This is a genomic window from Paenibacillus mangrovi (genome assembly GCF_022898935.1).
GTDB classification, from domain to species: Bacteria; Bacillota; Bacilli; order Paenibacillales; family Paenibacillaceae; genus Paenibacillus_AQ; species Paenibacillus_AQ mangrovi.
Genome location: NZ_JALIRP010000004.1, coordinates 459,400 through 472,291 on the forward strand (window position 1 = coordinate 459,400; position 12,892 = coordinate 472,291).

9 protein-coding genes are annotated in these 12,892 nt (G+C 45.1%); all 9 read right to left on the reverse strand.

The annotated features are described in order from the left end of the window. Positions 1–25: 25 nt before the first annotated feature. The 9 genes from MUG84_RS12820 to MUG84_RS12865 all read right to left on the reverse strand — a co-directional run bounded on the left by MUG84_RS12820 (position 26) and on the right by MUG84_RS12865 (position 12,734). Complete coding sequence (locus MUG84_RS12820) at positions 26–1,081, reverse strand: LacI family DNA-binding transcriptional regulator (protein WP_244725400.1); 1,056 nt, start codon at positions 1,079–1,081, stop codon at positions 26–28. Between the two features lie 491 nt (positions 1,082–1,572). Then, the gene (locus MUG84_RS12825; RefSeq protein WP_244725401.1) at positions 1,573–3,330 is read right to left on the reverse strand and encodes a glycoside hydrolase family 35 protein; all 1,758 of its coding nucleotides are present in this window, start codon (positions 3,328–3,330) and stop codon (positions 1,573–1,575) included. Positions 3,331–3,402: 72 nt separating this feature from the next. Further along, positions 3,403–5,106, reverse strand: coding sequence for a sensor histidine kinase (locus MUG84_RS12830; protein ID WP_244725402.1), 1,704 nt, complete (start codon positions 5,104–5,106; stop codon positions 3,403–3,405). Positions 5,107–5,132: 26 nt separating this feature from the next. Next, entirely contained in the window at positions 5,133–5,825 is a 693-nt protein-coding gene (locus MUG84_RS12835; RefSeq protein WP_244725403.1) for a helix-turn-helix domain-containing protein, read from the reverse strand. After that, complete coding sequence (locus MUG84_RS12840) at positions 5,797–6,729, reverse strand: response regulator (protein ID WP_280521287.1); 933 nt, start codon at positions 6,727–6,729, stop codon at positions 5,797–5,799. Before MUG84_RS12840 ends, MUG84_RS12835 begins: the two co-directional genes overlap by 29 nt. A gap of 86 nt (positions 6,730–6,815) precedes the next feature. Continuing rightward, the gene (locus MUG84_RS27295; RefSeq protein ID WP_280521288.1) at positions 6,816–9,113 is read right to left on the reverse strand and encodes a family 43 glycosylhydrolase; all 2,298 of its coding nucleotides are present in this window, start codon (positions 9,111–9,113) and stop codon (positions 6,816–6,818) included. Between the two features lie 131 nt (positions 9,114–9,244). Continuing rightward, positions 9,245–10,876, reverse strand: coding sequence for an extracellular solute-binding protein (locus MUG84_RS12855; protein WP_244725405.1), 1,632 nt, complete (start codon positions 10,874–10,876; stop codon positions 9,245–9,247). A gap of 64 nt (positions 10,877–10,940) precedes the next feature. Then, positions 10,941–11,834 carry a carbohydrate ABC transporter permease gene (locus MUG84_RS12860; RefSeq protein ID WP_244725406.1) on the reverse strand — a complete coding sequence of 298 codons (894 nt, stop codon included), beginning with the start codon at positions 11,832–11,834 and terminating at the stop codon, positions 10,941–10,943. A 24-nt stretch (positions 11,835–11,858) separates the two neighbouring features. Then, entirely contained in the window at positions 11,859–12,734 is an 876-nt protein-coding gene (locus tag MUG84_RS12865; RefSeq protein ID WP_244725489.1) for an ABC transporter permease, read from the reverse strand. Positions 12,735–12,892: the final 158 nt, after the last annotated feature.

The following is a 12,892-nucleotide window of genomic DNA, read 5'->3' on the forward strand; positions in this document are numbered from 1 at the left end:
CATTCTATTCGATTGCCCAAACGTTTTACCTTTTGTAGTCCGAAGACTCACGCACGATCAGCTCATGCGGCATTTTCAACCAGAACGGCGGGTGAAAATCGCTGTTCATATAATCGATCAGCGTTTTGATCGCGGTCATACCAAGCTCGAATTTCGGGACATGAATCGTCGACAAGGGCGGAGACGTATACTGGGACAACTCGATGTTATCAATCCCGATGAATGCCATATCTTGCGGCACCTCGATACCCCGCTCGATGGCTGCCCTCATCGCAGGAAGCGCAAGCCGATCGCTTGCCGCAAATATGGCCGTAGGCAGCTGTTCTCCCCTGCTTCGCTCGAGCAGCTCCAGCATCCAGCTGTAGCTCCGGTCGATAATCCATTCCGTGTTGACGATCCATTCGCTTTTTATTTCCAAACCGGTTTTTTGCATCGCCTGGTTATATCCGATGTACCGATCCTCACTTTCGTGTCCCCCGTCATAAACGCATCCCCCTATAAAACCGATCCGTCGATGACCTTGCTCGATCAAATGATTTACCGCTGTATTGGCGGCGGCGATATGATCGAAATTAATGTTCTGAATGCCCGGAATATCCGACATCACGCCAACGATCGCCGGATTTTGGTTCTGGATCAAGCGGACAATATCGATTTCTTCGTAAGCATTCCCAAATATGATCACCCCGTCGACCCGCTGCTCGTGCAGCAGCTTATGCAGCAGCGTCTCATTTCGGAGCTCTTTGAAGGTGTGTACGTAAGCGAACGTATAGCCGCGATCCTCCATCAATTGCCGCATCCCGGCAACGATTGCCGTGAAGAACGGGTCCTGTTCCGTCCAACTTAACGACCATGAAGAAATGAATCCGATTTGCATCGACGGCTGCTTGGGTGCCGATGTTTTCTTCATCACGAGCTTGCGCGCCGATTCATTCGGCTCATAGCCGAGCTCCTGAACAGCACGCCATATTTTGCTTTTAGTATCCTCGCTTACATGCTTGCTCACATCGTTGTTGATGACACGGGAGACAGTGGATATCGACACGCCGACAGCTTCTGCTATATCTTTTAACGTTGGCACTTGCTATGCTCCTTTTTTGACTTTCCAAAATACCACCCAAAAAAATCACCCAAATACCTGAGAATTAGTTCCAATTATTGAATTTTTTTCACCCAAATATTTAAACCAGATTTTACAATGTATTCGCTTACATGTCAATTGATTCTTTGTATTTTTTTGGAAGTCACTTTGAAGGCGAACATGGTCGTGATGACTTAGAATGTACCCCAGCCATTCAGCGCATCGAAGAAGTGTTTCAGAACACACCTACGGGTTAGATCAATCGATCCACTGTCGTATATTATTCCATAAGGGGAGGAACCAGTTGCCTGTCAGCTACGAAGCGACTTGGCTCTTACCTCGACCGGACTTGCACCGGCTATTTGTGCCTAGCTTGGCTAGGCGCGCAGCATAGAAAAAGCCGCCAAACACTCGGAATTCCTTGTGTTTAGCGGCTTTATTTACTTCATTTCAGCAAAGATAAATCCATACAACTGGCTTGGCAAAATTATCTACCCGAGAATAGCACTATCGCGAAGGGTAACGACCGGCTCTTTGGCACCATGCAGCTCGAACAGCACGAGCTCATTTTCTCCTTTGCGGAGAAGAGGGCCAGGGATGTACAACGTTTTTTGCGGCCCTACCGTTTCCCAATAACGGCCAAGGTTGAAGCCGTTGATGTACGCAACGCCTTTGTTCCAACCTTTCAACTCGAGGAACGTATCTGCCGTCTCATCCACTTCGAACGTCCCTTTGTAGAATGTTGGCTTACCATCACTTTTCGCTGCTGCAGTTGTATACTCCAGCTTCGACAAGTCTTCCATTGGCAGTGTGTGGATCGTCCAATGGTATAGGAACTGCGCCCCGAAGCGGATTCCTTCCGTAATCCCTTTCACATCACGCAAGTATGGGCCGTAGTTGGTCCGTCCCATATTTTCGACAAGCACGCTCAAAGTTACGCCCTCTGGCGGGATGCTAAAAGTAATTGGCTCTGCGTCTTTGTTCCAGCGCTCAACGACACCTTTATATTCACCGTCAACAAAGATCTGCGCACGATCATGCACATATTGAAGTCTCAGAGGTGTCTCTTCGCGTGGTCCTGAAATCCGCGTTGTGTACAAGATGAAGCCGTAGTTTTGTCCAAGCAGCTCCATAGGGTCCGGGCATGTTCTCTGCACCGGCGTAGACAGCTTGTCAAGGGAATCGAACAACGACGCTTGTTGTGTCATGTTCACCTGGCCGTAAGCTTTCTTCGCAATTGGTTCTGGAAGCTCCAAAGGACCGAGATCAACGTATTTCGACACGACCTCGCGTACAGCATAGAACTTGTCCGTCACATCGCCGCATTCGCTGACCGGAACGTCGTAGTCATAGCTTGTGATGGTTGGCATATACTTGTCGCCATCGTCATTCGCACCGCTCCAGAAGCCGAAGTTCGTTCCACCATGGAACATATAGAAGTTAACCGATGCGTTCATCGACAGCATTTCGTCGAATACTCTCGCCACATCGGCTGCATCACGGGTATGATGCTTCTCGAACCAATGGTCGAACCATCCGTTCCAATACTCCATACACATGATCGGACCTTCCGGCTGGTAAATGCGCAGCTCAGCAAAGGCTTCCTTTGGCCGTGAACCAAAGTTGACAGTCTCGAGCACATCCGGAACCATACCGCCTTGCAGCATAAAGTCTCCTGGTCCATCGGAGGTAAACAGCAGCACGTCGATACCGCGCTTGATCTTGCCCTCTTTTAAATACTCAAGATACTGCGTGTCATTGCCATAGCTGCCGTATTCGTTCTCGATTTGCATCGCGATGATCGGCCCGCCGTTCGTGCAGAGCAGCGGAACAAGCTTCGGCATCAAGACGTCATAATAGGCGTCGATTTTATCGAGGAACGGCTGGTGGAAACAGCGTAGCTTCATGCCAGGATCGGCCAGCAGCCATGCCGGCATTCCGCCGAATTCCCACTCTGCGCATATGTATGGACTCGGGCGAACGATTACATGCAGCCCCAGCTCGCCTGCAGTCTCGATAAATTTGACGATGTCAGCGATACCTTCGAAGTTGAACTGTCCTTCATTTGGCTCGTGCAGGTTCCACGGAACATAGGTTTCTACCGTGTTGAATCCGCAAGCTTTCAGCTTCATCAGACGATCGCGCCAATATTCAGGAACGATACGAAAATAATGGATTGCGCCTGAAATAAGTCTGACCGGCTCGCCGTTAAATACAAATTGGTTACCTTCCACTGCAAAAATAGACATAGTATAAACCTCCGTTAAATTATAATTTATATTTGCATATGTTGAACATATTGTTCATGTATATGATGATGTTTAACTGATATCACTTTGAACAGACAACTCTCGGTATAACGGAATGACGATCCGAACCGTCGTTCCTATGCTTAATTTACTCTCTATCGTTATGCCGAATGATTCTCCGAATTGCAGTTTGATCCTCTCATTTACATTCCGGATCCCATAACCAATCCTTTGGTCATTACAAGCAAAAATTTTGCTTATCGTTTCCTCGCTCATACCGACTCCGTTATCGATAACTTTCATCACGATCGCCCCTTCTTCCTGATAGGCAACGATTCGGATATGAAGGGGCTCTTCGGACATGGCATGCTTCAAAGCGTTTTCAACAAACGGCTGCAAAACCAGCTTCACTGTATCGTATTCCAAGACAGAGAAATGAATATCAAAGCTAACCTCAAGCCTGTCCACATGCTTTATCTTTTGAATGCCAATGTACGACCTTACCTGCTGAATTTCCTCGCGAATCGGAATGATTGATCTCCCCTGATTCAACGTCAGACGGTAGAACGTTGCCAGCTCGCTAACCATTTGATGCAGCTTCTCCGTTTCTCCTAAGCGGGCTAGCCTGCTAATCGAAGATAACGTATTGTACAGAAAGTGCGGATTAATTTGAGCTTGAAGCGCATCCAGCTCAGCTTCTTTCTTCTGCAAGTTGGTAACATAGACCTCCTGGATGAGGTCTTCTGTATGCTCAGCCATCTCATTGAACGCAATAGCAATTTGCGCGAACTCATCCGAGCCGGTATATTGGATTCGCTTCGTGAAATTTCCTTCTTGAAATGCTCTGAGGGAACGAACAATTCTGTTGATTTGCTTCGAAAATGTATTGGAAACAATCGCACCGATCGCCACGAGTATCAAAAAACTCGCAACACAGATGAGCAGTGTCATATTTCTTACTTTCTGGGCAGCATGTTCCAGCTCCTGAAGCGGAATAAGTGCCATGATCCGATAGTTGATGCCTTCGATAGACTCATGAATCTGCATGTAAGCTTCCGCCTTCGCCTTCCAATCCTGCGGGAGCGGATTGCTCCTATTCTCGTAAACGGCTTCGTTCTGCTCGTTGATCACAGCGAAATAGCCTGGTATACCGTCTCTGCTGTCGCTGTAATTCAGGTTTCCGAATAGATTGTCCATTTTGACGGTAACCCGCATGGTTCCAATCGCCTTGACGGTTTGAAAATCCATCATCTTTCGAAGCAAAGAAATATTGCCAAACTTCGAATCCATACCAACTTGCATCCACACGGAATCAACAGGCATCGCCTCAAACTTTTTCACCCAGTCCAGCTGCTTGACGCGTTGATAATGAATCAGGTTATACCGTTTGCCATGCAAAAGCGGATCTTCACTGGTCTCTGTATCATAGATTTCCGGCAAGGTATCATTGTACAAAAACAAATCAAGCATGACGTTGTGCGTCGACTGATTTAAAGCCGATTCAAGCTTTGGAATGACGTTTTGGGTAATGGTCTGATAGCTGTCCCAAGGCTCTTGGCGTTTATTAAATGCTCGCTGCAGCGACTGATCCAGATAAATCTGATTATTGACCCGCTCCACCATTTGCATTCTTCCCTCGATGTTATCGCGAACCTGCTTCAACGTGGTTGTGACATTTTGTATCGTCTGTTCTTTCACATATTGTACGGAAGTATAATACGCATAATAACCGATAGAAATGACAGGTACGATGACCAGCAGTATATAAGAAGCCATTAATTTATATCCGAAGGAGAACCGTTTCATTTGCTACCCTGACCTTGCTTACGGTAATCTGCCGGCGGAAGACCGAAACTCTGCTTGAAATGCCTGCTGAACATGGTCAGATTCTGATAACCTACGAGGTGGGCCGCTTCAAATATTTTCAACTTCGGATCCTGAAGAAACTGACGGGCTTTTTCCATGCGTTTCCTCGTTACAAATTCACCAAATTGCTCATCGGTAACCTCTTTAAACAAATAACCCAAATAGTTGGGTGAAAACCCGAACACCTTGGCTACATTCCGCAGCTGAAGTGAAGTCTCAAGATTCTCTTCAACGTATCTTTCAATTTCATCAATCAGCTTTTGGTTCGGATTTTTCTTCTTGTTATGCAAATGCTCGGAAACCTCATACAGCTGCCTGCGGAGCCATGACTTGATATCGTCAATCGTTTCAAAATCATAGAGCACGTTCAAATTTTTCAAGTCGATGCTGAGTAAATCATACAAACTGACGTTCAGCGACTGCAGGAAAAAATCTGTCTTTGAAATCGCATACAAAGCAAAGTTGTAAACAGACAGCTTGTCCTTAAGACTTTGCACCAATTCGAATAGTTGTTCCAGGCTGTCATGGATGAGGACAGGGTCATAATTGACGGTGGCGGCGAACATTTTTTCCATGATTTGCTCAAGGTCTAGTGATTGTTTAACGATTTCGCCCTCTGTCTGCTCCATCGTGATTACCCGACATTTGCCGACAAACATCTTCGTTCCAAGCGCCTCGCAGGCTTTCCGGTAGGAGCAAGGGGCTTCTTTGCAGGGAGTCGACCTGTGAGCCTAATCCAACCGTGATGGTCAAGTTGGAATGATTGCGTACATGATCAACTAAATTCTGCATCGTTTCCGCAGGTTCGAGTTTGCAGCCACCCATGAGAATGACAACCTTGTCATCTCCCGTCTTGCAATAAATCCCCAGCTGCCGGACATGAATGTAATCACTGATCAAGCGAAATACATGATCGATGGCGAATCTCCGCTGATCATCGGAAAACGCCTTCAATTTCCACGCCATGTCATCCATTTCAATAATAGCGACGCAGCATTGTCCGCCATCCCAGATGATGCCCCATTTTTCATGAAAGTGGTAGAGCATTCTGTATTCAATCGTTCCCCGCAGCCACTGATACATCATTTCATTTTGCAGCAGCGGAATCGATGAGTCCATTTGCTCTTCCTTCTTCATTTGTTCCCGTTCGTACTTCAATTGCTCTCTGACAAGCTGCAGCGTGTTCAGCAGCTCTTGATCATTCACGGGTTTTAGAATGTAGGAACTGGCATTCATCGAAATGGCTCTTTTGGCATATTGGAAATCCTCATGACCGCTAATAAAAATAATTTTCAAATGGGGGAACAATCTTTTGGCCTGTTCGGCTAGCTCAAGTCCGGACATCAATGGCATTTGGATGTCAGTGATGAGGATATCCACGTGCTTTTCCTGCAACAGGTTTAAGGCGGCCCCTCCCCCGTGTACGGCACCAACGATCGCCATGTCTAGCTGTTCCCAGGGCGTAAAACGTTGTAATACTTCCAAATCCAACTGTTCATCGTCCACAAGCAATACGTTATTTATGGCAATCATTCCTTATGAAAATGTATATAGTATACTATAATAGTATACTCTTCCATTCGACAAAGTTGAAGCTATTTGTCGTACATTTTGTCAGATTATTCTGCCACTTCTTCTGGACATGTTTCAGTTATAACTTCTTCACTCCATTCACTATAACCAGCAACGTTTTTGGCCCTTACTTTTACCGTATGGCTAGAGCGCGGTGCGAGACCTGTCTGTGAGAAGTCACTAGTAGCATTACTTATCACTCTGTCATCAAACATCATGTCGTATTGCAGTGCTCCTGGTGAATCATCCCATTTGATATTTAGAATAGATTCATTTTCAGCCACAACAGTCAAATTTACTGGGATAGAAGGTATTTGAGGAAATTCTCCGGAACCAAACATAAACCAGTTCAGTTTGCACATATGTTGACTCGCACCATGAAACACAAGATATACCTTTTGTATTTCAGTTACTTTTGTTGTAAGGTCACTCTTCACATTGACATACTGATTGATATCACCTGTATTGGGAATATGAAGTGTACTTATTAACTCACCATCCATGCGATCAAGTCTAACCTCAATCTTACCTCCAGTTAATGAACTTGCTACCCGTGCATTAAACCATGCTGCATCACCAGCACCAAAATCGACTTGATCATATTGCAGCCAATCTCCGTCTTTAAGATTCGATATACTTAGATCATAGTCACAGTTCGGATCATCACATGTCCATTCTGTTTTTGAGTTTATTTGCAGTTCCTTGTCTGAAACAAACTTTTGATCGTCATAACGCTCAGCATCAATTTTTCTATTTATGCCAAAGAGGTTACCCTGATTTTCTGTCGTTGTCAGTTCAAAGGAATCTACATCAACATATCCACCCAGCTGTATTGTTGCATAGTTGAAAATACCAAATCGCATTCCTACATAGGTTCCATAGCGCATATCGTATCTTCCGCCAAGCCGTGTAAAATGGATCCCGTCTAGACTATATGAAAACTCCATTCGATATTCATTTCTTGGAGTCTCAGCCCTTAACCAGATGTCTTTGATGCCTATAGATAAATTTACTGATGCATGTTCAGTCGTATTATCATTAATAACGATAGATTTATGACCATCTTCATTTTTGATCCCGATGAATGTAAAACTTTTTTGCATTAAGCATAGACCTGCTGTATCACCATCGGCCATATGACTAATATCTAACTTAACAGTCCCTATACAATCTGGACCAACGACCCGCTGTGTAAGCGTATTTCTGGCATAGGTTAAGTTATCCGTAACACTCGAAGTATGAAGTCTCATATATCCTGGTCTTTCTTCGAGACTCCATTTACTATTATCCGGATTGTGATTCCATTGCCACTGTAACCCTATCGTTCTCGTGCTAAAGTCATCCGAAGCATGCGGCGCCTTGGGTTGGGAAGGCTCTAAGTCAGGTATATTAGGCTTTCTATGTGTAATAACAGCTTTTTCACCATCTACCTGCCCCATGTATGGCCAGCCATTCTTCCATTCAACAGGCTGCAGTGTAGGTACTCTTCCAAGTTTCGATCGATCCTGGAATATGATCGCCCACCATTCTGAGGTACCATCTTCCTGAGGTACGTCGACAATTCCCCCTTGATGAATGCCATTCCCCCAGAAATTCATAAAGCTTGTCATAATATCCTCTACTTCATAAGGTCCGTTTGCTAAATCCTTCGTTCGAATGGCAACTTCTTTTTTGGAACCATGCTTCCAAATCGGCGTCGTTAGAATATAGTAGAAGCCATTTATTTTATATACATGTGCGCCCTCATTATACCCATTGTAACGATGACCGGGACATGGATAAGAATAAATCTTCTTACCGTTTCTTTTGGCATCAGGTTCTCTCTTAGAAATGATAGATAATTGGCCTGTTTCTTCATTTACGATCGTAAGCTCACTAAGATAGAGTTCTCCTTGGCCATGTACGACATAGATTTTTCCATCATCGTCAAAAAATAAGCCTGGATCATACAGTTCGTCTTCCAGTTTATACAGCGTCCATGGACCCTTTGCACAATCTGCAATACTTACATATGCAGCATCATGATTGATATTAAACATAAGATAAAATTTATTGTTATGATATCTTAAACTCGTTGCCCATGGACCTTCGTCATAAACATCGCCGTCGATCAAGTCATATTGATCGCCTTCCATTCGCTCAACCGCATAACTTTCGTATTCCCAATTCACTAAGTCTTTTGAACTCATAATTGGGCATCCTGGGAATAAATGCATACTTGTTGAAGACATATAGTAGGTGTCACCAACTCTGATTACATCATTATCCGGATAGTCACCCCACATAATGGGATTCGTATAGGTACCATTTCCATTGTCAGCAATCCAACCAACTTTTCTGCTCATTATTCATAGCACCTCCAATTTTAGGAATTAACTCAATAGTGCAACAGGCACATGATACATGGCATCCATCCCTCATATAAATGGATAGAGTATACTAATTTAGTATACTCTATCCATCCACTCATCTGAAGTTATTTACTACCATTAATTTTTTTCAGATTATCCTGCCATTTCTTCTGGATGAATTCGAGCACTTTAGGAAAGCCGGCTTTATTCATGTCTTCATTCGCCTTGTTCAGAATCGATACGACTTCCTCGTCGCTCTTGGCATAAATCATTTTTGAAAAAGCCTCATCAAATATATCTTTCACCGATTGCTGGATAATGCCTTCTTCAGAATCCCCTTGCGGGTCTGTATTCGCAAAAGGTGTGATGTCCATCGACGTCTTCCAAGCGACATTCACCTGCGCCGTCGTTTGGAAATCCCGCTCCTCCTCAGGAAGAAGGTTTTCTCTGGCCACTTTGGCATTGTCGACCCATGTCGCATTTCCGGCCATTATATTGTCGGCAATTTGCAGCTTGTCCAGTTCGGCTTTGTCCATCGATTTATATTTATCGTTAGGTATCGGAAATCCGTTCTCGTCTTTTTTATCCCAAAGGAATCCCGGAGGTCCAAAGAAGAGAACTGCTTGCCCCTCGTCGCTTGTAGCCCAATCGAGGTAAGCAAAAATACGTTCAGGATCCTTCGCATTCTTCGTAATGACGATTTTGCCGCCGCCTTCTCGTCCTGTATAGTTCGGATAAATTTTGTTCTTGTCCAAACCTTCTTTGTGTACTGGCCAAATAAATTCGTAACCACCTTCAGGATCTTGGGCGCGTAGAGTCGAGTTCGGGACGCGGGCTCTGCCCGATAAGTTCACATTCAGGGAAACAGCTACTCTCCCTTGACTCAGTTTCTCTATCATTTGATCGGCCTTTTGTGTAAACACGTCCTGTGTCATCAGCTTGTCACGATACAATCGGCTGGCAAACAAAATGAACTCTTTGAAAGCTGGGTCTTCTGTAATCGGCTTCACCGTGTCACCGTCCGGATAGAACATTCTGCTCACAAAATACGGCGGGGTGTTTTCCTTAAATGCTGAATACAACATCTTGATATCGTAAGGACCGCCGACTTCAAGTGGAATCACATTCGGATATTTCACTTTGACTGCTCGCAGATAGTTTTCTAGATCCGTTGTTGTCTCCAGCTTCGGCGAACCCATCTCTTTGTAGATTTTCCGGTTTACAGCATAACCGCCGTTTCCGTTCATATGGTCGCCACCGACATACCAGTCAGGAACCATATACAATTTACCGTCATCCGAACGGTTGACATTAAGGATCATATCGCCGGCAGATTTCTTAAGATTCGGATATTTATCAAGGTATGGATCAAGTTCCACCACTTGTCCTTCGCTGATCAACCGATCGAGCTCTGGTCCCGGTCCAAGCGCAATCACGTCTGGCAACTCACCGCTCGCATACATCGCGTTGAATCGTTGCTTTGCGTTCCCGTTCGTCGGAAGATAATCGACTGTCACCTTCTTGTTTTCCTGAACCCACTTGGTTGTTACCGTCTCTCCCCAAGCGGCAGGCTGCCATCCGTCGTCAAAGTTGTACATCGTGAACTTAAGCGGTTGATCTTTGCTTGCAGCATCCCCGGCATTCCCATTCTCTGTTGCAGCTTTGCTCTCTTTTTTGTCGCTCCCGCAGCCAGCTAGTAGTGTACTGACAGATAGAACCGCGACCAACAAACATGTAGACCATTTTCTCTTGTTCATTGCATCGATTACCCCTCTCTAATAATCTCTTCTATGTTATCGTCTATCGACGCATAACATCTAGCTATTCTTTCAATGAACCAACAAGTACCCCTTTAACAAAATACTTCTGCACGAATGGATACACCATAACTATTGGAATGGTTGCAACCATCGTCGTCGCCATAACGATCGATTTATGCGTAACGCTCTGCGCGTTCTGCAGAAATTCCTGTTTGGTCGCACTGATCGTCGTGGAGGCTTCGAATGACAAAATTGATTGTATCGTTTGATTGAGAATGACTTGCAATGGCAGCAGTTTCTGATTCGAAATATAGATCGAAGCGTCAAACCATGAGTTCCAGTGACCGACCGCAGTGAATAGCGATAGCGTCGCGATGACTGGCCCTGATACCGGCATAACGATTCGGAAAAACGTATTTATATGATTGCATCCATCAATTCTGGCCGATTCCTCCAGTCCGTCTGGGAGCCCTAGGAAAAAGGTACGGAAGATGATCATATTCCAGACGCTGATGAGACCGGGTATAATCATCACCCAGAACGTGTCCATCAAATGAAGATCCTTGATTAACAGATAACTTGGAATGAGACCACCGCTGAAGTACATCGTGATGACGCAAAGGATCATATAAAACTTTTTGCCTAGCAATCCACGCCTCGACATCCCGTACGCAAACATGGAGGTAAATAGAATGGATAGGAAGGTGCCCGTAACTGTTCTAGCAACTGTGACCCAGAGAGCGTTAATTAATCGTGCGTCCTTGAAAACATATTTGTAGTTCTCTAGTGTAAATTCTCTTGGCCATAGGGTAACACCCCCAGCCGCCGTATCATTTCCTGCATTAAAGGATATAACCAAAGAATTCCAGAATGGATACAAAGTGACAACGGCAAGCAACAACAAGATTGCATATACCACAATATCGATTATATTATCTTCGAGTGAACGTTTCACAAGCTGCCTCCTTTCTTGAAGCCGTTACCATAAGCTGGAGTTCCCCAGTTTTCTGGCGATCCAGTTCGCGATCACAAGCAGACCGACACTGATCACGCCCTTGAACAAACCAGCTGCCGTCGCATACGAGAAACGATAGTTCTCGATCCCGACACGATAAACATACGTATCGATCGTTTCCGCCACTGGCCTTAATACGACGTTCTGGCCCTGATTGGTAAGCAGCAATATCTCTTCAAAGCCCGCATTCAAGATTTGTCCAACCTGCAAAATGAGGAAAATGATGATCACAGGTGCTATAGACGGAATGGTAATGGATACCAACTTTCGCATCCGGCCAGCGCCGTCAATCGAAGCCGCCTCGTACATGTGGGGATCAACCCCCGTAATAGCTGCCAAATATACGATTGCTCCAAAACCGATTTCTTTCCAGATCCCCGTCGAGATCAGAATCCCCCAGAAGTACTCGGGAATGGATAACCAATGAACAGGCTCATCGATGATGCCAAGCTTCTGCAGCAGGATGTTCACACTGCCACTATCAACCGACAACAAGGAGATGACGAATCCTGACACGATGACCCATGAAATGAAATGGGGCAAATAACTGACCGTCTGAACGAATCGCTTGAAGACCGCGTTTTTCACTTCATTCAGCATCAAGGCCAGAATGATTGGTGCAGGGAACGCGATGAACAGCTTCAGAAGGCTGATCACGATCGTATTCCGCATAATCTGCCAAAATTCCGGAGAGTTAAAAAACATCCTGAAATGCTTGAAGCCTACCCACTCGCTTCCGAAAAAACCTTTCGCCGGACTATAGTCCTGAAACGCTGTGAGAATCCCCCACATGGGGATATATGAAAATATGAAAATCATGATGATCGCAGGGATGACCATTATTTGCAGGTCCCACTGACGAATAAATCGTTTGGCCAAACGGCTCACCTCCTAGTTTCCTTCCTGCTTGTTCTCTTAAAACGAAATTATAGCTGTACAGAAGGCTGAAAAATACTCATCCTATCAACGAAAAGTGTATTCTATCAACGAAGTTGATG